The sequence below is a fragment of the Streptomyces sp. NPDC031445 genome (genome assembly GCF_055581365.1).
This window is the reverse complement of record NZ_JBVIJO010000025.1, coordinates 27771-51009: the sequence shown is the minus strand read 5'-3', so window position 1 is coordinate 51009 and position 23239 is coordinate 27771. Positions and strand designations below refer to the sequence as shown.

Below are 23239 nucleotides of genomic sequence, written 5' to 3'. Positions count from 1 at the left end.
CGCTGGGGTGGAGCGTGGCATGGCAGCGCTGCTTCACCCTCGCGCGCGCCCACGTACAGGCCGGGGGCGCGCTCCCCGAGACGGCCGATGGACTCATCGTGCAGGGTGAGGATCTCGGGGCATGGGCCGTCGCGCAGCGGCAGGGGTGGGACAAGCTGACCCCCGCCCAGCAGTGGCTCCTCAGGAGCACGCTCGCCCTGGAACCCGCCGGCCCCGAGACCCGGCCCGGGAAACTCACCGCAGGCGACAAGTGGGCACTCAACCTGCGCGCCGCCCGGCAGTACCACGCCCGCGAGGGACACCTACGCCCCGCGCGGAAGCACGTCGAGCGCGTGGACGTCGATGGGGAAGCGGTCGATATTAAGCTCGGCACGTTCCTGGACAACACCCGCCGCCGCGCCGGCAAACTCACCCCCGAACGACGCGCCGAACTCGACCAACTCGGCATGCGCTGGTAACCCCGACCGGCAGCAGGCGGGCCAGGGTTCAGTAAGTGGTGCTACCGCCTCGGTTCTTCCTCGTGGGTCTGGGACCGTTCATCAAGATCCCATGTAACAGCGCCCGTCCTTGCGAACTTTCGGAGGTGACGGGATCAGGGGGTGGGCGGGACGAACTCAGGCTGGTCGAGCAGGCGCAGCCAGCTTCCGTCGGGCTGACGCCTGACGACCTGTGCCCGCGCGCCGGCTCCGTCCTTGGGCGGGGTCGAGGTGAGGGCGATGTCGCCGCTGATCAATGTCGGCAGCGGCTGTTCCGTCTCGAAGCGGGGGCCGTTGGCCAGCACCTTCTCCCATAGCGCACGGATCGCGTCCCGCCCCACCGTCAGCTCGCCGGGCGGGTAGGCCATCACTGCGTCCTCTTCGTACAGCGCGGCGACCCCGGCTGCGTCACCGGCATTGGATCGCTCGACGAACAAGCGGGTGATGTCCTCGGGCCGCATCGCTTTCTCGTACTCCGGCATGGGTTCCTCCTGATGTCGGGCTCTGGCACTTCTCAGCGTGATCGCCCGTCAGCCAGAAGTCCAATAGATGGATCTTCTGTAAACTAGAATTCGCAGGCATGGAACTAAGGCAGCTGGAATACTTCGTCGCAGTCGCCGAAGAGCAGAACTTCACCCGTGCGGCCGAGCGGGTGCACATCAGTCAGTCCGGCGTCAGCGCCCAGATCCGCCAGCTCGAACGGGAACTCGGTGCCGAACTGTTCGACCGGTCGGCCCGAACTGTCACCCTCACCGTCGCGGGGAAGGCCTCACTTAGACACGCCCGCGCCGCACTCGCCGCAGCCGGGGCAGTCGGCCAGGCAGTGGGCGAGGTGACCGGCCTGATCCGGGGCCGGCTCACCGTTGGGATGGTCATCGGCTGCACCCTCACCCCGCTCTTCGAAGCCCTCGCCGTATTTCACGAGGCGCATCCCGGTGTGGAGATCTCGCTGCTGGAGGACAGTTCCGACCGGCTTGTCGAAGGGGTGCGTACCGGCGCCATCGACTTGGCACTCATCGGGACCGCAACGGCCGCCCCCGACGGGCTGGACGTGCTGACAATCGTCAGCGAACGGCTCATCGCGGCAGTCCCGGGCGGGCACCCCTTGGCGAAACAGCGACGGGTCACCCTACACGACCTGATCGCCTACCCGATCGTGTGCATGCCCCCCGGCACCGGCCTGCGCGCCGTATTTGACCAGGCTTGCGCCGCACAGAACCTCCGACCCTCGATCGCGCTGCAAGCCAGCGCCGCGGATTCCCTTGCGGACCTCGCCGCCCGCGGGCTCGGCGTCGCCATCCTCAGCAACTCGATGGCCGCGAGCTACCGCGACCGGCTCACCGCCCGCACCATCGATGATGTCGAAACACCAGCGTTGCTCGCTCTGATCTGGAAGAGCGCACACAACCCCTCGGTACGCGAACTGCTCGTGCACAGCCGACAAGCCTTCACGGACTTTCTGGGGCTGCACCAGTAGAGGCCACCCCAGCGGCTTCAGGCAGCGCCAGGCGCAGCAGGCGGTGTCACCAGGGCATCCCGGCATGCACGTCGGCTGATGCAACGGGCGGGCGGGCGAGGCGGGCCACCGGTGAACTCGGCCAGCAGCTGTGGTTACGGCCTTGCGGCGCGCGGCACGTAGCCGGGCGACCAGCGCGCTGGCCAGGTCCGGCAGCCAGATCGCGCACCGATGAGTTTTGTGCGCCGCGTTGGTCCACACGCCGGACACCCATGGACGGAAAGGCTGGGCCGTGCGGAAACTGATCTACGGCATGAACCTGACCCTGGATGGCTACATCGCCGCGGCCGGCGATGACATCAGCTGGGGCGGACCACCGAGCGACGAGTTGTTCCAGTGGTGGCTCGACCACGAGCAGAGGAGCGGCCTGTCGCTGTACGGGCGCAAGCTGTGGGAGACGATGAGTTCCTACTGGCCGACCGGCGACCAGCAGCCCGACGCCACCCCGGCGCAGATCGAGTTCGCGCGAAACTGGCGGGACACGCCGAAGGTGGTGTTCTCCTCGACGATCGACAAGGTCGACTGGAACACTCGGCTGGTCACGGATGACGCGATCGCCGAGATCAGTCGGCTCAAGGCCGAGGACGGCGGCCCGATGAACATCGGCGGCCCAACGCTCGCCGGTGCGGCCATGCGCGCCGAGCTGATCGACGAGTATGTGATCGTCGCACATCCGGTCCTGGTGGGCGGCGGCACGCCGTTCTTCACCGCTCTGGACAGCTGGGCGAACCTGCACCTGGTGGAGACGCGGACGTTTCCCGGCGGCGTGGTCCTGACCAGGTATGAGAAGAGACGCTGAGCAGCTTGGCGCCGGCTCACGGTGTCCCCCGCACCGTCGCGGCGATCTTCCCCGCTACACACGCCCAGGCCCACGAGTGATGCCCCGTGGACCCACGGTGTCCGCGGGCTTTGACCGAAGCACCGGCATCAGGTCCCGTCCCCACCAGGGTGCCGGTGCCGGTGCCGACCACTCCAGCAGCGCACGGGTACCGGCCGGGGGACACAGCCCGCAGAACCTCCTTGCGGCGTGCCGGTTCGGTTCCGCTTCGGCACCTCGCGGGCCGGGGCCGTCGACCGGGCGACGTCGGCCCGGCGACGCCGTACCCGGGACCCGACACGCGCCTACGGGTGGGCTGCTCCCTTTGGAAGTGCCCGGTTCCCGGGAGGAAGGTGGGTGGGAGGCAGGGCCCCGCCCCACCCGTCGGCCGAGTGACCGGCTCCCGCGGGACCTCCCGCGGGAGCCGGTCCAGGGATCGAGGAGGCTGATGAGATGACAGGTACGGTCGACGCTATCGTCGTCGGTTCCGGTGTGAACGGCCTGGTCGCCGCCGCCGAGCTGGCCAAGGGCGGCTGGTCGGTGGCGCTTGTCGAAGGGAGCCGTCGGCTGGGCGGCTTCATCGCCACCGAGGAGCGGACCCTGCCCGGCTACCTGCACGACACCTACTCCTCGTGGCACCCGCTGTTCGTGTCCGGCCGGGCCTATGCCGCGCTCGGCGAGGACCTGCATCGCACCGCAACACAGACGGCCTGGTGACGGGCACCGTCACCGACGGCGGCCGCGTGGTCCTCGCCCACCGCGACCCCGCGGCCACGGCGGAGACGTTCGGCCACGCGGAGGACCGGGCTGCCTACCTCGCCATGCTGCAGCGGTTCCTCGACAACATCGACGCCGTGGGCGGCATCCTGGGCGACGAACTGCGCTCGCCGCGCGTCCTCCGCCACGTCGTGAGACTGCTGCGCCGCGAGCGTTTCGACGGTACCGAGGCATGGCTGTGGCCACCGTCACCAGCGGCCGCTCGTATTGCCGCAGCCCGTTCCGCGGCGACGAGCCGGACGCGCTGTGGGCGCCGTGGCTGCTGCGCCGGACTGTCCCCGGACTGTCCCCGGACCACGCCTCGGGCGGCCTGATGCTGCCCGCCATCGCCGCCGCGCTGCACGGTTTCGGCGTCCCTGTCGTAGCGGGCGGCGCCCACCTTTTCGTCCGCGCCTACGAGAGGCTGCTCGGCGAACTCGGGGTGGACATCCGCACCGGGCAGCCGGTGGAGCGACTGATCCTCACGGACGGCAGGGTCACGGGCGTGGTCGCCGACGGCGGGACCATCCGGGGCCGCCACGCCGTCCTGGCCTCCGTGACCCCGACCGCGCTGTACGGCCGGCTGCTGCCGCCGGACGCCCCGGTCCCGCCCGCTGTCCGCGACCGGGCCCGGTACTACCGCTACGGACGCTCCGCGATGCAGCTCCACGTCGCCCTCTCCGCCCCGCTGCGCTGGCACGACGAGCGCCTGGCCGGCGTGCCCCTGCTCCACCTCAGCGACGGGTCGGCGAGCACCGCGATCGCGTGCGCGGAGGCCGAGGCGGGTCTGCTGCCGCGCAGGCCCACGGTGGTCGTCGGTCAGCAGTACGTCCTCGACCCGCTGCGCGTGCCGGAGGGCGCGGCCGCCCTGTGGATCCAGCTCCAGGAACTGCCGTACGAGCCGATCGGCGACGCGGCGGGCGAGCTGGACGCGGCAGGCCGCTGGACCGAGGAGCTGACCGAGGGGTACGTCCGCCGGGTTCTCGGACGAATCGCCCGCCATGCGCCCGATCTGCCGGACAAGGTGCTGGCGTGGGACGCCGTCACACCGCCGGACCCTGGCCGCGTACAACCCGAACGCGGTGGCCGGCGAACCCTACGGCGGCTCGGCCGAACTCGACCAGAACCTGCTGTGGCGCCCGGTGCCCGGCGCCTCCCGGCACACCACGCCCGTGCGCGGCCTGTGGCACATCGGTGCCTCCACCCACCCCGGCCCCGGGCTCGGCGGTGGCTCGGGACACCTGGTGGCACAGCGGCTCATCCGCGGCACGCGCCGGAGCAACCGCCGCTGACCCAGACCCTGCGGACGGGGCGGGCACACGGCCACCACGTTGTCATGACAAGACCCGGTTCGATCGGTGCTCCACGGAGCCCCGACGACTCTGACTCCACCGGGCCGGCCGATCCGTGGCCGCCACCTCCGCCGAAGGACCGGGTGTGGGGGTGGTGTCCAGTCCACGACCGTGGCAACTGCGCACCCCACCCCGGTCACGCCCTCCCCCGGACAGGGCTCAGCCCCGGCCGGCGTGGCCGCCGGCCGGGGCTGAGCCCGTGATGCGGGTGGTCGTGAAAGGGTGGTCGCCTACGCGGCGAAGGGCTCTGCGGGGCGTCAGCCGGATGATCGTCCCCGCAGGCAATAGGTGAGGCCCGGGGACACAGTCCCTTCACCACCACGGCGTGTGCAACTACACCCACCCGCTGAGCATCCCCGGCCGCCCGGACGGTGCGCGAACCACCGGGGCGGGGCACGGGTCGGGAACCTGGCTGGCGCGGATGCCGTGGCGGGAGCGGTCGGGCAGTTACCGAAGGCCGCCTTCGTTGTGGCGGGCGTCGTGGCAGCCGCCGACGGCGACCGCGGTGGTCAAACGGAGAGCGGGTCGTGGCCCGTGGAGTCGAGAAGCGTGGCGTGCACGGCCGTGAGCGGCTACATCAGGCGCGGTGAGTCCCGGGTCGGCCCCCGGGCGGCAGCGGCCCCGGCCTCTGCGGTCAGGCGTTCAGGTCGGGCACGCTCGTGCCCCGCTGGTCGCGCCACGTGGTGTCCGACCGGTCGACGTCGGTGCTGCGGCTGAGCGCCTCCCACTGCTCGTCGATTTCCAGGCGCTGGCGCCACGCCGCGCGCCCGAACTCGAAGGCGTCGCTGCCGGCGAGCAGCCGCAGCGGCGGCTCCTCCAGTTCGGCGACCTCCAGGACGAGGCGCGCCACCTTGACCGGGTCGCCGTTGGCGACCTTCTCGAAGCCCTCCATCGCGCGGGCCGAAGCTCCGACCGACTGTGCGTAGGGCTCGCTGATCTGCGGGGTCTGCATGGAGGCGCCGGCCCAGTCCGTCCGCATTCCTCCGGGCTCCAGAACGGTGACCTTGATGCCCAGCGGTGCGACCTCGGCGGCCAGGGCCTCGCTGAAGCCGCCGACGGCCCACTTCGCAGACTGGTACGCCGTCATCCCCGGGCTGCCGATCCGGCCGCCCAGGGAGGAGATCTGGATGATCCGTCCGCCGCCCTGCCGGCGCAGCAGCGGCACGGCGGCCTTGGTCACGTGGACCGTGCCGAGGAAGTTGGTCTCCACCTGCCGCCGGAACACCTCCAAGGTGGTGTCCTCCAGCGCGACCCGGTCGCCTTGGCCGGCGTTGTTGACGACGACGTCGAGGCGGCCGAAGGCGGCGTGTCCATTCTCCACGGCGGCCTGTGCCGCGGCGGCGTCGGTGACGTCGAGAGGCTCGACGTGGACGCTCTCGCCGTACCTGGCGACCAGGTCGTCGAGCGCGCCGAGGCGGCGGGCGGTCGCGACGACGCGGTGCCCGGCACCCAAGGCCTCCTCGACGATCGCTCGTCCCAGACCGCGTGAGGCCCCGGTGACGAAGAAGACCGAGCTCATGATGTTCTCCTTTAACGCAATGGGCATGCGTTATTAGTTCAACAGGGGAACGGAGATATGTCAAAGGGCTTGCGTTAGCCTGGTCCCGTGGAAGAGATCCGACGCCGAGCACGGTCCGCCGAAGCGAAGCAGGAACGACGGCACGCGCTCCTCACCGCCGCCACCGAACTCGGCCTGGCGCACGGCGTGCGAGAGGTGACGCTCACCGCGGTCACCACCCACATCGGGCTGCACCCCTCCGCGCTACGCCGCTACTTCGAGTCGCGCGAGGAACTGCTCCTCGAACTCGCCGAGCACGGCTGGAGCCAGTGGTGCGCCGGTCTCCTCGACGCCCTGGCCGAGGCCTCGCCGCGGACCGCCCACGAGGTCGCCCAGGCGGTCACGGCGTCGCTGGAGCGGCTGCCGCTGTTCTGCGATCTGCTCACCCACGTCGTGCTCAGCCTCGAAGGCGCGGTACGCCTCGACCGGGCACGCAACTACAAGACGGCGGCCACCAAGGCGTACGACGAGATGACCGACGCGCTGGTGGCGACCGAAGCGGGGCTCGATCCCGACGGAGCACGCACCGTGCTCACGGTCGCCATGAGCGCCGCCGCCTACCTCTACCAGCTCAGCCGCCCCAGCCCCACCCTGCGGCAGCTCTACGAGCAGGAGCCGCGATGGGCCCACGACGCGCTGCGCTTCCGTGAGCAGCTCGCCCGGATACTCGAGACCGTCGTGTCGGGAGCGCAGCACACCCGCAGCACCCCACCCGGCGCGCGGCCGGGCGTGGACCGGTGAGGGTGGGCGGCTCGAACCGGCGAAGGGCCGCGGGTGCCGCGGCAGGGGTTCCCTGTCCCGCCCCGCACGGTCGCTCCACCCACCCCGGGCGGTGCAGGCAAGGCTCCTGCCGCATACGGCCGTTGCCCCAGCCGGCTCTCGGCCCGACGTGGTGACCGCCGACGCGGGGGCCGGCCGTCAGGCGACCGTGGACGTCGTCTCCGTCTCGGCGGACGGCAGGGCGGGGTCACGTGGCCGCGCCATGCTCGGCGTCACGCGCCAATCCGTCTCTGACCGCGTCCTGTTCGGCCCGGGCATCGACCGCCTGGGCGCCTGAACCGCGCCGCGTCAGGCGCCGGCCTGTGCGGACAGGCCGATGAGCTGGGCCACCAGGCCGGCGCGGAGGTTGGCGAGGAACGCCTCCTCGGGGTCGGGGAGGCCCATCTGCGCGCTCACCGCCGCGACGACGTCGGTGGGCCGGGCGTAGGGCCACAGGCCGGCGGTGATGATGAAGGCGGCCCCCGCGAACTGCTGCGCTGCGGCGGTTGACAGTGCCGGAAGCGTCGCAACGGTGAGATACGCGAGCCGGTCGGTGTTGGCGGCGGCGCGCTGTTTAAAGTCGCGGGCGAAGGCCATGTCGATGTTGCGCTCGAGGACGCCGGCCATAACGCTGATCAGGTCGCACAGGACCGGGCGCCGCGCCAAGGTGTCGGCGACGGAGGCCGCGAAGGCGCGCTCGGTGGCCCACGGTCCGCTGCACGGGGGCAGGGTGGACGCGTCGAGGGTGTCGAGCCACTGCCTCCACTCACGGTCGAGGATCTCCAGGAAGATCGCTTCCCTGGTCCCGAAGTACCGCAGAAGCGCGGACTTGGCCAGGCCGGTGCGTGAGCCGATGTCGCCGAGGCTGACGTCTGCCGATCGGCCGTCCGCGAGCAGGTCGCGAGCGGCGTCGAGGATGGCTTCCCGCCGCGCCGCGACCTGCTCGGGCCGGCGCGCCCGCTGGAAACCGGCGGTACTGCTCATGGAGGGAAGCCTAGACCTCCCGCCGCTCACGCCCCTTCGGGAGGACGAGGCAGGCGGGCCATGCGCAGGAGGTTGTCGCGCGCGGTCCGAGCGGAACGGCGGGGCGGCGTTGTCGCCCGCCACGCGCAGCAGGAGCCGGCTGGCACGGACGACGGCCTTGGTGTTGGAGAAGGCGTCGAAGCCGACGCGGCCACCCTTGTAGCGGCCCATCCCGCTCGGGCCGACTCCCCCGGACCCGATGCTGCCCGACATGGCATGCAGCGCAGCGGCGTTGACGGTGACGCCGCCGGTGGAGGTGACGATGTGCTCGATGGACCGCCGGTTCCAGCCCAGGACATAGAGGGCGAGCGCCTTCGGTTTGGAGTTGACGAGCGCGATGGCCTGGTCGACGCAGCGGTACGTGTAGACGGACAGGATCGGGCCGAAGATCTCCTCCTGGTCGACCCGGGAGCCGGGCCTGGGGTTCGCGACGATGGTCAGGGGGAGCTGGCGGCGTTCGGGGCTGGGCTCCTCGGCGGCGTGGGCGGCCGGCTGCATGACGCGGGCCGCCGAGGCGCGGGCGTCGTCGACGAGGGCGAGGATCCGGTCGTACGCCGGCACGTTGATCATGGCTGAGTAGTCGCGGTTGCCCTGAACCGTGGGGAACACGCGGACGGCGGCGTCGAGCGCCGCGTCGAGGAAGTCCTCCAGGCGGTCGTCGGGCACGAGCGCGTAGTCCACCGACAGGCAGATCTGCCCGGAGTTGCCGAGCCGGCCCTGGACGATCTGACCGGCCGGGGCGCGGATGTCGGCGCCGGGAAGGACGATCGCGAGGCATTTCCCGCCGAGTTCGAGGATGTCCGGGGTGAGGTTGGGCGCGGCCGCCTCCAGGATGCGCCTGCCCGTGGCCGTACCCCCGGTGAACCGGAACTTGTCCCACGGCAGGGCCGCGAAGATTGCGAGTGGCTGGTTCGTGCGAGACGGCGTGCACCTTGTCGACTGACAGTTGGAAGTGACGCTCCCTCAGGTACAGCCCGTGCGCTGCTCTGCTCGGTTGTTGACCGTGATGGTGCTGGTCATGCAGACCGACACACCGTTCTGGGACTTTCGACGGGATCAATGATGTGGACGTCGAGGCGGTCACGGCCGCGTTCGGCACAGTCGAGGTGATGACGAAAGGCCGCGCGGCCGCGGCGGCGTGTCCAGACTGCGGCCGCTTCTCGGGCCGGGTCCACGATCGATACCAGCGCAGGCTGAAGGACCTTCCACTGGCTGATCAGGGTTTTGTGATCCGGCTGACGGTCAGGCGTTTCATCTGCGGGGCGGCGGACTGCCCACGCCGGACGTTCGCCGAGCCGTTCTCCCAGCTGGCTGTCCCGCATGCGCGGTTCACCACGCGGCTCAACCGCGCCCTGGAACGCGTGGGGCTCGCCCTAGGGTCTGTTGCGAAAGTGGATCTTGTTCGTTGATGATCACCTGTCGTGGGACGTGGGGATCTGACGAACGGCCAGTGGGCCCGGCTTGAGCCCCTGCTGCCGACGGGCATCAAGCCGGGTCGGCCGCAGGTGTGGACGCGGCGGCAGTTGACAGACGGCATACGGTGGCGGACCCGGACCGGTGCTCCGTGGCGTGACGTGCCCGAACGTTACGGTCCGTGGGACCGGGTCTATGACCTGTTCCGGCGCCGGCAGCGGGACGGCACCTGGGCGAGGATCCTCACCCAGTTCCAGGCCGAGGCGGACGCGGAGGGTCTGATCACCTGGGACGTCAACGTCGACTCCACCGTCTGCCGGGCCCACCAGCACGCCGCCGGAGCGGTGAAAAGGGGGACCTGCAGAAGGAGCCACCCGGCGGGATCTTCGTCGAGCCGGCCGACCACGGCCTCGGACGCTCCCGCGGCGGACTGACCAGCAAGATCCACCTCGCCGTCGAGCAGGGGCAGAAGCCCTTGTCCGTCGTGATCACGGCCGGGCAGCGGGGCGACTCCCCGCAGTTCGAGGCGGTCCTGGAAGCCATCCGGGTTCCGAGGCTGGGGCTCGGCAGGCCGCGCAAGCGCCCGGACCGGGTCCGGGCCGACAAGGCGTACGACTCCCGCGGCAATCGCTCCTACCCGCGCAGACGAGGGATCAAGGCCACCATCCCGGTTCCGGCGGACCGGGTCCGCAACCGCCTCAAACGCGGCTCGAGCGGCGGGCGTCCACCGGCGTTCGACAAGGACGACTACAAGCAGCGGCACGCGGTCGAGTGCGGGATCAACCGGCTCAAGCGCCACCGGGCCGTCGCCACCCGATACGACAAACTCGCCGTCCGCTACGAAGCGACCGTGCTGGTCGCAGCCATCAACGAGTGCTGTGACCAGCACTTTCACAACAGACCCTAGTACTGCAATCACAGTTATGGGGTTTGGCCTCGCCGTTTGTAGTGGCTGAGGCGAGCGCGGGTCTGGCTGAGCCGTCTCCACCATGACCAGTGCAGATGGTGTGTCGGGGTGAGGTGTGGTGGGCGGAGGAGCAGTCCGGTCAGGCGGCGGATCTCGGCGACGGACAGGGGTATCAGGCGGGTTTGTCCAAGATCGCTGCCCCCCCTTTGACAGTTCCTGGGCGCGGATGGCGGTCAGTGCGGCGAGTGCGGCCATGGACAGGGTGATGTGCCGGTACCAGGCGTCGTAGCGGCGGACCTGGTAGTGGTCCAGGCCGCACTCGTTCTTCGCGGCCTGGAAGCATTCCTCGACCTGCCACCGGACCCCGGCCACGTAGTAGGCGATCTCGGTCGGGTCACTGACGCTGCGGCGGGCCAGTACCCAGTGGCCGAAGCCGTTCTCCCACCGGATCCGGATCGGCATCCGGGCCCAGTCGTAGAACCTGTGCCCGTGGGCGCCGGCTCCTGCGGACACGCGCTTCCATGCCTGCCGCGCCAGGCCGGCCACCAGGGCGTCGACCCGGGCCCCGGCGCCCCGGGTGGTGATGACGGTGTCGTTGACCTCGGTCGCCAGCACATGCGCGACCGCGCGCTGCTCCAGCCAGTACCGCACTCGCTTGACCTGCCCGTATGCCTCGTCCGCGGTCACCCACGCGAACGGCACCTTCGCATCCAGAGCCCGCTGGAGCATGGCCTGGAAGTGCTCGATCTTCGTGGCGAACGACACCTCGTCCCCGATGCCGGCCGCCCGGCACCGCTCCCGGTCGTCCGTCCAGGACTTCGGCAGATACAACTCCCGGCCGATCAACGCCCGCCCCCGCCGCGAGGCGTAGGCGAGGAAGGTGCCGACCTGGCAGTTCTCGGTGCGGCCGGCCGTTCCGGAGTACTGCCGCTGCACCCCGGCCGAGCGCACTCCCTTCTTCAGGAATCCGGTGTCGTCACCGATCAGCACCGCGTCCTTGTCGCCGATGCTCTCGATGACGAAGTCACGGACGTCGTCGCGGACCGAGTCGGCGTCCCAGTCCGCCTCGCCCAGCAGCCGCTGCATCCCGATCGGATGCGCCTCACCAGCGCGTTCCGCCAGCGACCAGCCGTTCTTACGCTCCAGCGGTGCCACCAGCCCGGCCATGTACTCCAACGCCCGGCCCCGCGGCTCCGAGCGCGCAAACCGCGACGCGAACCGCGCGTGCAACCCGGCCAACACCCCACACCGGGACTCGACTTCACGCACACCAAGACCCACCAACACCGGGACACTCAATCACACCAAACCCCGTAACTGTGATTGCAGTACTATGTCGCACCTGGTGCCACGAGGTCTCCCGGAGTTATGGACCGTCTATTCCTTACGTCTGCCCAAAAGAGCCCTGCGGGGTCCTTCTCCTCTCCGACCAACTCGACCTGGTCGGAGAAGCTTTACGAGGCCATCTTCAACACCTGCGTGGCCGAGGGCTTTGCGCCCGTTCCTCGCCAGGCCGTGCTGGAGGGTCTCGCTCCGGCGCTCGGCCGGGACGAGGCCCAACGCGTCACCGAGCTCCGCCGCGGGAGCCGATTCCTGTGCCGCACGGCCTACGGCTTCGAGCAGCCCAACACCGATGGAGCGTTGCTGGTGCTGAAGGTGGACCTGCACGGGGCGGCGACGCGAAGAGCAGCTCTTCCAATCGGAGCAGTACCTCGCGCACAGATCGGAACCATCATCCCCAAGGCGGTCGACACCGTCAGTTTCCGGACGATCTCTCGAGACCTACGAGCAGGGCCAACAGTCACCAGAACCACGAGACGTCGACAGAGCCAATCGACGCGAGCGCGGGCTCCACGGTGTACTGAAGGTCACCGTCGTCACCGATCCGGATCAGACCGAAGTGGTAGATGCCGCCCTCCTCGGTGGTCACGCTCCGGCCCTCGGGATCGGGGATCTGCTCGGCGAAGCCGCGGGCGTGACCGTACTGCCCTGGTCGAGCTGAAAGGCGCCCTGCGCGTGCCATGCTTCGGGCGGCGTGGCAGCTGCTGAGCAGGTCCGCTGCGAGTGCGGCACGCGGGGGAGGCGGCCGTGCGTCACTGGGTTCTCAGACGCGTTCTCCGACGACGCGGCCGCCCCTGTGCCGATGCGGCTGCCGCCGAATCGGCACTCCGGATCCGGCGGCGAGGCCGGGGCGGACGGGCCGGTGGCGCGCACCCGGACGGCCCGGGGCCGGGGGTAGCGGGCCGGGCGGCGTGCGGGACGGCGGCGCACCCCGCATCCCGCGCAACCGGGACCGGCCCTATGGTCCGGGCGTAGTCGGCTGACGAAACAGCCGCACATGATCAGGCCACCGATTCGGTTCAGTGTGCGTGTGCAGGCGAGGGGTACTCCGCCGCTGTGTGCGTTGCAGGGGCGTCGCGGCCGGTCCCCGAGTCCGGTCACAACGCCTCTGCCGGGACGCCCGGGCCGGTATGCCTGTTGAGCAGCCGCATGAAGGCCCTCACCTGTTCAAGCACCCAGCATCAACCCCGGCGACTCGCTCCAGACGATGCAACCTCGCGAAGCTTGGTCCGGGGCCAGGTCGGAGCGGTGTCGTATGTGCCCCGTGTGTCAGTTCTGCGAGTGCCAGCGCTGGTTCGTGCCGCCCGTGCAGGTCCACAGCTGGATCTTCGTCGCGTTGGCGGTGCCCTGGCCGTTGGCATCCAGGCAGAGCCCCGAGCGCAGCGCTGTGATCGTGCCGTCGGGATTGATGTTCCATTGCTGGTCTGTCTGTCCGTTGCAGTCCCAGATCGCCGCCGGGGTGCCGTTGGCCGCTGTCTGGCCGGCGCCCAGGCATTTGTTGCCGTAGACGACCAGTTGCTTTCCGGAGGTGGAGGTCCACCTTTGGTTGGCGCCACCGTTGCAGTCCCACAGTTGTGCCTGTGTGCCGTTGGCCGTGGTGGAGTTGTTGATGTCGAGGCAGCGCCCTGACTGCTCGCCGACGATCTCATGGTTGCCGGTGGACGGCGGCGGATTCGAGTCGAACTGTGTGAAGAACTGCCACACCGCTGCCGATGTCCAGGTGCGCCAGCCGTCGCCGGTGGAACCGTCTATGGGGCCGGGGTCGTGGCCCGCTCCGTCGAACGCGGCCCAGACGACGGGGTATCCCGACCGGCAGCCGGAGTAGGCGGTGACGATGTGCGTCAGGCTGCCGTAGGCGGGCTCGGGCGGGTTCTGCGGGGTGCAGCCGTTGTTCCGGACGAAGGTGTCGCGCAGTCCCCGTCCCGACGCGATGGGCAGCACGTTGTCCCTGATGCCGTGCAGGCCCATGTAGGCGATGGGCTGAGTGCCGCCGTCGCATCCGCTGAGGTTCGCGCCGGAGTAGACCGCGACCGCGCGGAAGACCGTGGGCCGGGAGCAGGCGAGGGCGTACGACATCGCACCGCCGTAGCTGAAGCCGGCGGAGAATAACTGCGTGGTGTCCACGCACAGGCCTGCTTCGAGCTGGCTGACCGTGGCGTCGACGAAGGCCACGTCCTGGCCGCCTGGGTTGGCCCAGCCGTTGCCGTTGCCCTGGGGGGCGACGAAGATGGTGCTGTTGTTCGCGTCGGCCAGGCGCCGCAGGCCGTAGTAGGACCAGTTGTACCCGTCCGTTCCACCTGAGTCGACGTCGTTGGCCGTGCCGCCCCGCCAGTGGAAACCGAAGATCAGCCGGTAGGGGTGGTTGTTGTCGTAGCCGGCGGGGACCCGCAGGAGGTAACTGCGGGTCTGGCCGCCGCTCTGGATCGTGTGGGTGCCGCTCGTCAGCGCCGGAGCCTTGCCGCAGCCGGTGGTCGCCCTGACGCTGCCGGTGGTGGCCGGCGCGGTCGCTGCGCGGGCGCTGCCGGACGAGGTACCCGCGGCCGACAGGACGAGGAGTATCGCAGCCGCGATCGACATCAAGAGTGGTGTGCGTTTCATACACTCCTTCTTCCGTGGGTGAGGAGGTGCAGGGGACGCGGTGGCCGGCGTTTCAGGTGCCGGTGATGGTCCATTCGTTGTTGGTGCTGGAGTTCGGCGTCCACATCACCGTGGTGGAGCCGACCGTGGTGCTGCCACTGCCGTCGAGTGCGGTGCCGGTTCCGCGGTTGATGATCTGGTAGCGGTTGCCGCCGAGGCTGTTGAGCGACCACTGCTGGTTGTCGCCGCCGTTCCATGCCGCCTGGCGGGCGGGGGCGCCGTTGGCGGAGTCGCCCCAGCTGTCGGCGGCCATGCCGTTGGCGCGGTTCATGATGCGGTGGTAGCCGTTGCCGAGGTCGATCAGCTGCCACTGCAGGTTGACGCTTCCGTCGTAGTTCCACTGCTTGAGGTTGGAGCCGGAGGCCACATCGCCCCCGCTGTCGAGTACCAGCCCGCTGGTCACGTTGGCGATCCGCACCCAGGTGGTCGAGCCGCCCGGCCCGCTCAGTGGGGGGATCCGGCCGGAGAAGGTGAGCTTGACCGTGTAGGCCAGGGCGCTGAACGGCGGGTTGGCCGAGGGCATGGTGAGGTGCAGGCCGGAGGCGTCCTGGACCGGTGCGGGCAGGTCGGTGTAGCTGCCGGCGGCGTTGTTCAGCAGTCGGGCGCTCGTCAGGGTGCTGAGGTTGAACTGGTTGGAGTTCAGGGTCGTGATGGTCATGGTGCCGCCCTGCCAGCCCAGCGCGGTGGCGTAGAGGATCTTGTCGTCCTGGCTGCGGGTGAACCGGATGTCCTTGGCGGTGCCGGCCACCGGTCCGCTGAACGAGCCCCCGCCCATCTTGGTGGGGCCCTCGCCGTAGCTGGTCCAGGAGCGGGTGGAGTAGACCGCCTCCCCGAAGCGGCCGAGCCAGTCGCCCATGCCGAGCAGGATGGACTGCTGTCCGGAGGGGATGGCGCCGGCGGCCGTCGGTGCGATGTTCAGCAGCATGGTGCCGCCCTTGCTGACCCGGTCGATCAGCGAGTGGAGCAGTGCCTGCGTCGAGTAGTAGCCGATGCCCGTCGTGTAGCACCAGCTGGTGGAGGAGATGCTGTCGTCGGTCAGCCAGTAGGGGGTGAGCAGCCCGGCCGGGCCGCCGCGTTCGAAGTCGTAGACCTCGCCCTTGGCGTCGAGGCCGTCCTTGTAGGTCGCGACCACGTCCTTGTTCCAGGAGACGGCCTGGTTGTAGTAGTGCGCGAGGAACTGGAGGCGGTAGGACTCCTGCACCAGGCCCAGGTCGAAGTCCTGCCAGATCAGGTCGGGCTGGTAGCCGTCGATGACCTCGACCAGCTTGTCGAACCAGAGTTTGTTCTCCGCTGCCGAGCCCTGCTGGCCGTAGAGCACGCGCAGCGACGCGTCCGACTGGGACGGCACGTGGTCGTAGTAGCCGTTGAAGTGGTACGCGTGGTGCAGCGAGGCCATGAATTTCAGCCCCTGCCCGCGGATGGATTGCGCGTGCAGTCCCACGAGGTCGAGTCGGGGGCCGTGCTGGACCGAGTTCCACGGGTTGGCGCGGCTGTTCCACATGGAGAAGCCGTCGTGGTGTTCGGCGACCGGGCCGGCGAACCTGGCGCCCGCGGACCTGAACAGCCGGGCCCAGGCGTCCGGATCGAATTCCCCTCCCTTGGAGGCCAGTTCGGGCGCGAACTGCACGTAGTTGCCGGACTTGTCGCGGGCACCGTCGATGAAGTTGTGGTACGGCCATACCGAGGGGTCGCCGTAGGTGGCGATGTGGTGCCTGTTCTCGTTCGAGCCCCCGATGTACATGTTGCGCGGGTACCACTCGTTTCCGAACGCGGGAACGCTGAAGGCTCCCCAGTGGTAGTAGATGCCGAACTTGGCGTCCTGGAACCAGGCCGGGGCCGGGGGGTGCTGGTCCACGGACGGCCAGCTCGCGGTGTAGTTGCCGGGACCGTCGGTCGCGGCGGCCTCGGGAGCGAAGCGCAGCAGGCCGAAGGCCGTGGCCGCGCCGGCCGCCGCCAGCAGTCGACGGCGGCTGACCGGCAGGGAGGAGGAAGACATGTGGAGGCCTCTCGGGGGGTGGTCGACTGGGGTGGTGCGGGAGCCGGTGGTCGTCGGCCGGTCACCGGATCAGTCGCGCGTCTACTGCTGGTTCCTGTTGCCGTTGCAGGTCCGCGTCTTGCCGGACGACGTGGCGGCCGACGGCACCGAGCAGGTGGACTGGGACGACCGGTAGCCGCAGGGGTAGTGCGTGCCGATGGCGCTCACCGCGGAGGCGAACGCCGGGTCGGAGTCGATGTCGTTCGCCACGGACCAGTCGGAGTCGGCCGCGACGATCTTGACGTTGCCGTAGCCGTGGCTGTCGAGCGCGCTGCGCAGTTGTTCGTACCAGGAGATGTTGTAGCCCCGCTCGTTCCACCCGCCGAGGTAGTCGATGGTCAGCCCGTGCTGCTTGGCGCAGCCCAGCCACGAGAGCAGGTAGTCGGCCATGTCGGTCGACCAGAAGTTCCCGCCGCCGATCCAGCCGGGCGCGCCCCAGGCGAGCCCGTACAGCTTGATGCCCGGGTTGCGGGCCTTGGCCTGCTCCATCAGCCACCACTCGTAGCCCCGGTCGCAGTTGAGGTCGGAGCGGGTGTGCTGGTGACTCGGTTCGGCCCCTGAGGTGGAGTTGGTGTCTCCGCCGATCTCCGCCTTGAGGATCTGCAGGGAGGCGCCGTAGCCGGGCTTGAACAGGTAGTCCAGGATCTGGCCGCGCTGGGGCTCGGGATAGTCGGTCAGGAGTCTGCTGTTGCCGCCCCCGCCGCTGATGGCGCCGACGCCGTCGAAGGTACGGCCGCCGGACGCGCCGTTGATCGTGATGGAGGTGGCGGCCTGGGCCGGGGCGGCGGTCGTGGCGACGATGCCGCCGGCGGTCAGGAGCAGGCCCGCGAGCACTGCGGTCAGGACGCGCAGGCGCCGGAACAACCGGCTGAAGGCTGACACGTGGATTCCTTTCACAGGTGGGAGGTGTCCCCGTGCGGGAGGGGAGCCCGGTCACGGGGCCCGATGACTGTGCGGTCGCCCGTCACCGGCCGGCTGCGGGCCGCCACTGCTCCGGATCGGCACTCCGGGCCGGGTCCGGGGTGACGCAGCACGCCCGGTCGCCGTGCATCGCGTGGGTGTGTGCCCTCGCCCGCACCGGCCGCCGTGCGTCGCGTAGGCGTGTCCCTTCGCCCACGCCGGCCGACGGTCTGCGTGCCGACGCCTTCTCGTCCTCATCCGGTCCTCCTGTGCGGTCCGTCGCTGCGGCTTGTGTGAGGGGCGGGACGGTCCCGCGCGTGGGCGGTGCGGTGACGCGCCGGGGCGGTGGTCGCGTGCCGCCCCGGCCGGCTGCCGCGGATCCTTCAAGGGGTCAGTTCAGCGACCACTTCTGGTTGGACTGGCCGTTGCAGGTCCACAGCTGGACGGCGGTGCCGTTGGCGGTGGCGGCGCCGGTCACGTCCAGGCACAGGCCCGACTGGGCACTGGTGACGGTGCCGTCCGCGTTGACGTTCCACTGCTGGTTGGACTGGCCGTTGCAGGACCAGGTGATGACCTTGGTACCGGGACTGGTGCCCTGACCGGAGGCGTCCAGGCACAGGCGGCTGCTGCCGGAGTAGACGGTGAGCTCCCGAGCGCTGGTCTGGGACCAGGTCTGGTTCGCCGCGCCGGTGCAGTCCCGGATCTGGGTCTGCGTCCCCGCCGTCGTCGACGAACCCGGCACCTCCAGGCACCTGCCCGCACCCACGGCGCGCAGCGCGCCCGTCTTGGTGCCGCCGCCCGTCCCGTAGCCGGCCGCGGTGATGGCGGCCTGCACGGCGTTCTCGGTGGCGTCGGAGGGGTAGCCCGCCGTCATCGCGCCCTCGAAGAACTCGCCCGAGCCCGAGACACTGTTGTCGCCGCCGGTGCCGAGCAGCACCGAACTGTCGAGCTTCATCGGCGAGTAGCCGTTCGGCAGCGGGCCGGAGAACGTGGTGGTCAGGCCGCCGCCGGCGCCGTTGCCGTATTTGAGGGTGAAATTGCTCGTGCCGTTGTTCTTCAGCCACGCGCTGACGAACGGGTAGTGCACACCGGCGTTGTTGGGATCCTTGTTGGAGCCGGTGTTGGTGTGGTACATCCCGTTCTCCAGGTCGGCCTCGACCCACGGACCGCTGCCGGTGCACCCGCCGAACCAGCAGGCGTTGCCCCAGTAGATGGCGTTCATGGTGGCGTCGCCCGTGTCGGTGTGGGAGTTCTCGCCGCTGCCGTAGTCGAAGCAGCACCACTGGTTGGTGTAGTCCGACGACGTCACCATGTAGATGCCCTCGGGCTGGGAACCGGTGGCCACGCCGTTCGCGTGGTCGATCCGGTAGCCGACACCGGGCTTGACCTTGACACCGAAGACCTGGTGACCGCCCGCGGTCACCGGCAGGGCCATGGCGTCGGCCCCGACGTCGGCTCCGTTGGGACCGGGCCCCTTCCAGTAGCCGCCCCAGGAGATCGGCAGGTCGTTGTGCTTGGAGGTCTGGTCGTAGATCTTCGTGATCGTGCACGACGTGCCCGAGCAGAAGGAGACCTGGGACGCCCCGTCGGCGTAGCCACCCGCGCCCAGCACTCCGATGTCGCGGTAGCTGTGATCGGAAAATCTCTGGATCTGGTACAGCGGCCCGTTGTACGACGCGAGGAGCGCCCTGGTGGTGGAGTGCGCCGTCACGCACGGCGTACCGCCCGCGGCGTAGATGTCACACGGCAGCGACCCGTCGGCCGCGATGGCTTTCGCCGAGTGGGCGGCCGGGCGGGCGGTGGTGGCCGTGCCGGTCGGTAAGGACGCGGCGAACGCCGTTGTGCCGAACGCGGCCACGAGCATCGCCAGGACGACGAGGAGCGCGGCTTTCCCTCGCCTCCGCCGGCGGTCGACGGCTGATCCGGTCATGAGACCTCCTATGTGAGGGTGCCGCCCCACGGCGGCGCCGTAGCTGTCTGTGGTCGGTGCGGAGGCGCCCGGTTGTCCGCGGCCGGCAGACACGCGGCAGGCTGACCGGTCGGGGCTCGGCCGCGGCGTGAGGGGGGGACTCATGCCGGCGTCCACCGCTGGCTGCTGCCGCCGTTGCAGGTCGACAGTTGGACGAGGCTTCCGCCGGAGCCGACCCCTCCGGTGACGTCCAGGCACAGGCCGGACTCGACGCCGGTGATCGTGCCGTCCGCGTTCAGCGTCCACTGCTGATTGGTCTGGCCGTTGCAGGTCCAGATCTCCACCTTCGTCCCCGGTGTGGTCTGGTGGTGGCGCGATCCGGGACGTCCAGGCCGTTGCTTCCGTACCCGGTCAACCGGTCGCCGCCCCGCTCCCCGGCGGCACCCCGCACCAGAAGGGCCTGGTGCGGGCGCGGAACGGTGCCTGGTTCTGACGGGCAGGAACTCCCGAAGAACCTGACGAGGCCATGACATATACATGGTGCGACATGCCCCTTACGGCTCGGCCACCGCGGTGGCGACGGAGATGCACTGACAAGCGGAGCAATCCTGATCTTCGTTCGATACTTCGAACTACTGTCGGAGTATCGGGCACCGTGGATAATAGGGAACCGGTGAACGGCGTCAATACCTGCAACATGAATCGGCAATCACGGCGAAACGTTCGCAGCACCCGTGAAGGCACAACGCCGTAGACACACCCGACTAAACCACCTGGCAGGGCTGTGCACATGGGCACCCCTCGGCAGCGGAGCGGCGCCACTCCCGGACGGCGCGGCGACAGCCGGTCGCCCCTCCGGCACCCGCGCCCTCCCCTGGATTTACGAAGAGCATCCGAAATTTCGAGACGTCAGCGGATGCGGATCGAGCGCGGGCCTGCGGGGTGATCTCAGCCCGTGGCAGCGAGGTGAAGGACCAGGACTGCTTGGACAACGTTCGTGGTCCGGGTGGTCGAGCAGCGGAGTTTGCGGAGGAGGCGCCAGGACTTGAGCGTGGCGATGGCCTGCTCGACCAGCGGGCAGATTTTTGCAAGGCGGTGGTGGTGCTGATCCCGAATCCGGCCGCGAGCCGGGCGCAGGGCTGGTCATTGCGCAGGTGAGCGAAGTTGAGCAGGGCCTGTGGGCCTGCGTTCAGGCGTCGCCGTCGGGCTCCGAGAACGCGGCGGTGCTCCCTCAGACACACCGGTCCGGTGTCTGTCACGTGCTGTGGCCGGCGGTGTGGCGGTCGAGACGTCCGGCCTGCGCGAGAAGGCGCAGCAGGGCGGTTTGGGCGGCCGCGAGGTCGTCGATGCGGCGGCTGAGTTCGGTGTACTCGGCCGTTGGCATGTGGGGCTTGGCGGCAGGCTCGGGTACGGCCTCGGCAGGGGCGGGCAGGGGGTCCGCGACGTGTTCAGCAGTTATGCAGTTATGAAGCACCGGCGTCGGTGCGTGATGGTCCGTGTCGGGACGTTGTCAGTGCTGGCTGAGAGGATCCCCGGCATGACGCCGCTGCTTCTCACCTACATCGAACGTGCCATTCGCAGCAGTTGGGGTGCCGACACGTGCCCGCCTGAGTTCCGCCCGCGCTGGAGCCAGGACAATCCGGCCCGGGAGCAGTGTGTCGTCACGGCCATGGTGCTGAACGACTTGCTGGGCGGGGAACTGATCCGCGGAGAAGTCCTGGTCGACGGGCAGCACGCGGACTACCACTGGTGGAACCGTCTGGGTATGGGCATCGAGGTCGACCTCACCCGCGAGCAGTTCCGGCCGGAGGAGGTTGTCACCGATGGTGTCGTTGTCCCGCGCCCGCCCATCACCAAGTGGCGCAGGCATCGTCAGGAGTACGAGCTTCTCCGCGATCGGGTCATGGCAAAACTCAGCGAGTTGCAGGCGACCCGCCGGTCGCCTGCGAATCCTTAGCTGGCTTCCAGCTTCTCGGTTCGGGCGCGGGTGGTGGCGAGACGGTAGGAGTCGGTGCCGGTTTCGATGATGGTGCCGTACTCGGCTTGCCGTAGACCCCTCCCCGCGGCCCTCCTGGTACGAAGGCGCCGACGGGGAGCAGAGGTGGCGCGACCGCTACCGCACCTTTCCCATCCGCCTGTGGGCGATCTGTACCGTCTCGGGTCACGAGCCCTTAACGCTCGCTTTCGCGGTGCCGCAGGACGGAGGCTGGGCCCTGGGCGGCGCCTGAACCGGGACCGGGCGCCGACCAGGCGCCACCCTCGTCTGCAGCGAGTGAGCGTTCGGCGGCGGACCCGCTTCGCGGTGGAACCGGTGGGCAGCACACGCTGCGGTGGTGTGTGCCGGCAGACGCCGGAAGCGTCAGCCTTGCCGGCGCGTCACTGACCGGGCCTACGCGGCACGTGCCGGGGCGCGAGTTGCCCTACGCCTCAGACGCCGAGCGGCAGCCGGCCGCGTCACCGGCCTCTCCGAACAGCGGTTCTAGGTGAGGCGCGGTCCGGCGTCGTGCTGGAAGCGGAATTATTCCTCGCCGTCCCCTCCCGCGAGTGGCCGTGGCAATGCCCGGCTCGCGGTGTGGTCAGGCGCGGAGCGGGCGGAAGAACTCGCGGATCTCGGTGACCAGCTCCTGCGGCCTCTCCAACGCCGCGAAATGGCCGCCCCGGTCGAACTCGGTGAACCGTGTCAGACGGTAGCACCGGCGCACCCACGACTCGGGCGGCGTGAAATTGTCCTGGGCGAAGGACGCGAACCCGGTCGGCGTGTCGACATAACCGGGCACGAGCCTGCCGACCATGCCTTCGGTGTGCATGGTCTCGTAGTACAGGCGGGCGGAGGTGGCGATGGAGTTGGTCAGCCAGTACAGGGTGATGTCGGTGAGCAGCTCGTTTTTACTGAACACCGACTCGACGTCACCGCCGCAGTCGCTCCACGCCCGGAACTTCTCCACGATCCACGCGGCAAGCCCGGCGGGGGAGTCGGACAGTCCCGCAGCGAGCGTGGACGGCCGGGTGCCCTGGATCTGGGCGTAGGCGCCCTCCGCGGAGAAGAAGTGCTCGGCCTGGGCCACGAACGCCTCTTCCTCGGGCGTGAGTGGGGCCGCATGCTCGTCCAGCACCGGCGTGGCCCCGATCAGGTTCAGGTGGATGCCGGCCACGGTACCGCCGTGGTCGCGGCCGAGGCGGCTGGTGATCTGCGCGCCGAAATCGCCGCCCTGCGCGCCGTAGCGCGCATAGCCGAGTACCTCGGTCATGAGCTGGTTGAACAGGTGCGCGATGGCCGTCGGGGTGATCCCGGGCGTGCCGGGATGCGGGGAGAAACCGAAGCCGGGCAGACTCGGCGCAACCACGTCGAACGCGTCGGCCGGGTCCCCGCCGTGGGCCGCCGGATCGGTCAGCGGCCCGATGATCTTGTGCACCTCCCAGAACGAACCCGGCCAGCCGTGCGAGAACAGCAGCGGGAACGGACGCGGCCCCACGCCCTTGGCGTGCACGAAGTGCACAGTGTGGCCGCCGACCTCGGCGAGAAACTGGGGAAGCTCGTTGAGCCGCGCCTGGGCCGCACCCCAGTCGAACTCGGTCCGCCAGTACTCCAGCAGCTCGGCTAGGTAGTCGGGGGGAGTGCCGTGTGTCCACTCCTGTCCCGAAAAGGCCGACGCGAACCGGGTTCTGGCCAACCGCTCCCGTAGATCGTTGAGTTGTTCTTCACTGGTTTCGCTACGAAACGGACGCACGTGCGCCATATGCCGTCTCCTTCACGGTGGCGTGACCTTCATTCGAGCGTGACGCCGCTGCGCACCGCGGATCGTCGAGAAGCGTCAGCGGGTCTGAACGGGGCGGACGAGC

The 23239-nt window shown here is 69.7% G+C and carries 17 protein-coding genes and 5 pseudogenes; 9 read left to right on the top strand and 13 right to left on the bottom strand.

What is annotated here, in order from left to right:
- Positions 1 to 458 (top strand): helicase associated domain-containing protein (locus ACZ5DC_RS38760; protein WP_468660877.1); only part of this gene is annotated, 458 nt, incomplete at its 5' end.
- A 134-nt stretch (positions 459 to 592) separates the two neighbouring features.
- Here the strand turns inward: ACZ5DC_RS38760 and ACZ5DC_RS38755 are convergent.
- The gene (locus ACZ5DC_RS38755; protein WP_468660875.1) at positions 593 to 958 is read right to left on the bottom strand and encodes a YybH family protein; all 366 of its coding nucleotides are present in this window, start codon (positions 956 to 958) and stop codon (positions 593 to 595) included.
- 98 nt (positions 959 to 1056) lie between these two features.
- On the opposite strand from ACZ5DC_RS38755, the gene ACZ5DC_RS38750 reads away from it, so the two are divergent.
- From ACZ5DC_RS38750 to ACZ5DC_RS38735, 4 genes are all read left to right on the top strand, one after another.
- Positions 1057 to 1953 carry a LysR family transcriptional regulator gene (locus ACZ5DC_RS38750; RefSeq protein ID WP_468660873.1) on the top strand — a complete coding sequence of 299 codons (897 nt, stop codon included), beginning with the start codon at positions 1057 to 1059 and terminating at the stop codon, positions 1951 to 1953.
- Between the two features lie 271 nt (positions 1954 to 2224).
- A complete protein-coding gene (locus ACZ5DC_RS38745; protein ID WP_468660871.1) occupies positions 2225 to 2791 on the top strand; it encodes a dihydrofolate reductase family protein in 567 nt (188 codons plus the stop codon).
- 471 nt (positions 2792 to 3262) lie between these two features.
- Entirely contained in the window at positions 3263 to 3526 is a 264-nt protein-coding gene (locus ACZ5DC_RS38740; protein ID WP_468660869.1) for an FAD-dependent oxidoreductase, read from the top strand.
- Between the two features lie 232 nt (positions 3527 to 3758).
- Positions 3759 to 5120 carry a phytoene desaturase family protein gene (locus ACZ5DC_RS38735; RefSeq protein ID WP_468660867.1) on the top strand — a complete coding sequence of 454 codons (1362 nt, stop codon included), beginning with the start codon at positions 3759 to 3761 and terminating at the stop codon, positions 5118 to 5120.
- A 431-nt stretch (positions 5121 to 5551) separates the two neighbouring features.
- On the opposite strand, the gene ACZ5DC_RS38730 is transcribed toward ACZ5DC_RS38735, so the two are convergent.
- On the bottom strand, positions 5552 to 6436 hold the full coding sequence (locus ACZ5DC_RS38730) for an SDR family NAD(P)-dependent oxidoreductase (protein WP_468660865.1): 885 nt from the start codon (positions 6434 to 6436) through the stop codon (positions 5552 to 5554).
- Positions 6437 to 6523: 87 nt separating this feature from the next.
- On the opposite strand from ACZ5DC_RS38730, the gene ACZ5DC_RS38725 reads away from it, so the two are divergent.
- Positions 6524 to 7216, top strand: coding sequence for a TetR/AcrR family transcriptional regulator (locus tag ACZ5DC_RS38725; RefSeq protein WP_468660863.1), 693 nt, complete (start codon positions 6524 to 6526; stop codon positions 7214 to 7216).
- Between the two features lie 327 nt (positions 7217 to 7543).
- On the opposite strand, the gene ACZ5DC_RS38720 is transcribed toward ACZ5DC_RS38725, so the two are convergent.
- Positions 7544 to 9142: an aldehyde dehydrogenase family protein gene (locus ACZ5DC_RS38720; RefSeq protein ID WP_468660887.1), complete on the bottom strand. Its 1599-nt coding sequence runs from the start codon at positions 9140 to 9142 to the stop codon at positions 7544 to 7546.
- Positions 9143 to 9321: 179 nt separating this feature from the next.
- Here ACZ5DC_RS38720 and ACZ5DC_RS38715 point away from each other — a divergent pair, with 179 nt between their 5' ends.
- Both ACZ5DC_RS38715 and ACZ5DC_RS38710 read left to right on the top strand, forming a co-directional pair.
- Positions 9322 to 9666: a transposase family protein gene (locus ACZ5DC_RS38715; RefSeq protein ID WP_468660861.1), complete on the top strand. Its 345-nt coding sequence runs from the start codon at positions 9322 to 9324 to the stop codon at positions 9664 to 9666.
- 12 nt (positions 9667 to 9678) lie between these two features.
- Positions 9679 to 10577 (top strand): IS5 family transposase gene (locus tag ACZ5DC_RS38710; protein WP_468660885.1). Its coding sequence is split into 2 segments (ribosomal slippage): positions 9679 to 10072 and positions 10072 to 10577, totalling 900 coding nucleotides; the frame shifts between segments, so codons are not numbered across the junction.
- Positions 10578 to 10793: 216 nt separating this feature from the next.
- On the opposite strand, the pseudogene ACZ5DC_RS38705 reads toward ACZ5DC_RS38710, so the two are convergent.
- The 9 genes and pseudogenes from ACZ5DC_RS38705 to ACZ5DC_RS38665 form a co-directional block, all read right to left on the bottom strand.
- Positions 10794 to 11858 (bottom strand): annotated as a pseudogene (locus tag ACZ5DC_RS38705) (IS701 family transposase); the annotation flags it as partial.
- Positions 11859 to 12378: 520 nt separating this feature from the next.
- Positions 12379 to 12507: a hypothetical protein gene (locus ACZ5DC_RS38700; protein WP_468660859.1), complete on the bottom strand. Its 129-nt coding sequence runs from the start codon at positions 12505 to 12507 to the stop codon at positions 12379 to 12381.
- A gap of 680 nt (positions 12508 to 13187) precedes the next feature.
- Positions 13188 to 14495 carry a ricin-type beta-trefoil lectin domain protein gene (locus ACZ5DC_RS38695; RefSeq protein ID WP_468660883.1) on the bottom strand — a complete coding sequence of 436 codons (1308 nt, stop codon included), beginning with the start codon at positions 14493 to 14495 and terminating at the stop codon, positions 13188 to 13190.
- Positions 14496 to 14568: 73 nt separating this feature from the next.
- Positions 14569 to 16551 (bottom strand): alpha-L-fucosidase, encoded by a 1983-nt coding sequence (locus ACZ5DC_RS38690; protein ID WP_468660857.1) that lies wholly within the window; start codon positions 16549 to 16551, stop codon positions 14569 to 14571.
- 117 nt (positions 16552 to 16668) lie between these two features.
- A pseudogene (locus ACZ5DC_RS38685) lies at positions 16669 to 17472 on the bottom strand (glycoside hydrolase family 30 protein); the annotation flags it as partial.
- A 409-nt stretch (positions 17473 to 17881) separates the two neighbouring features.
- Positions 17882 to 19420 carry an arabinofuranosidase catalytic domain-containing protein gene (locus ACZ5DC_RS38680; protein WP_468660855.1) on the bottom strand — a complete coding sequence of 513 codons (1539 nt, stop codon included), beginning with the start codon at positions 19418 to 19420 and terminating at the stop codon, positions 17882 to 17884.
- 140 nt (positions 19421 to 19560) lie between these two features.
- Positions 19561 to 19767: pseudogene (locus ACZ5DC_RS38675) on the bottom strand (ricin-type beta-trefoil lectin domain protein); the annotation flags it as partial.
- Positions 19768 to 20347: 580 nt separating this feature from the next.
- A pseudogene (locus ACZ5DC_RS38670) lies at positions 20348 to 20488 on the bottom strand (IS5/IS1182 family transposase); the annotation flags it as partial.
- 2 nt (positions 20489 to 20490) lie between these two features.
- Positions 20491 to 20634: pseudogene (locus ACZ5DC_RS38665) on the bottom strand (IS5/IS1182 family transposase); the annotation flags it as partial.
- Positions 20635 to 20936: 302 nt separating this feature from the next.
- Between ACZ5DC_RS38665 and ACZ5DC_RS38660 the strand changes: the two are divergent.
- Complete coding sequence (locus ACZ5DC_RS38660; RefSeq protein WP_468660881.1) at positions 20937 to 21356, top strand: YunG family protein; 420 nt, start codon at positions 20937 to 20939, stop codon at positions 21354 to 21356.
- A 619-nt stretch (positions 21357 to 21975) separates the two neighbouring features.
- On the opposite strand, the gene ACZ5DC_RS38655 is transcribed toward ACZ5DC_RS38660, so the two are convergent.
- The gene (locus ACZ5DC_RS38655) at positions 21976 to 23136 is read right to left on the bottom strand and encodes an epoxide hydrolase family protein (RefSeq protein ID WP_468660853.1); all 1161 of its coding nucleotides are present in this window, start codon (positions 23134 to 23136) and stop codon (positions 21976 to 21978) included.
- Between the last annotated feature and the right edge of the window lie 103 nt (positions 23137 to 23239).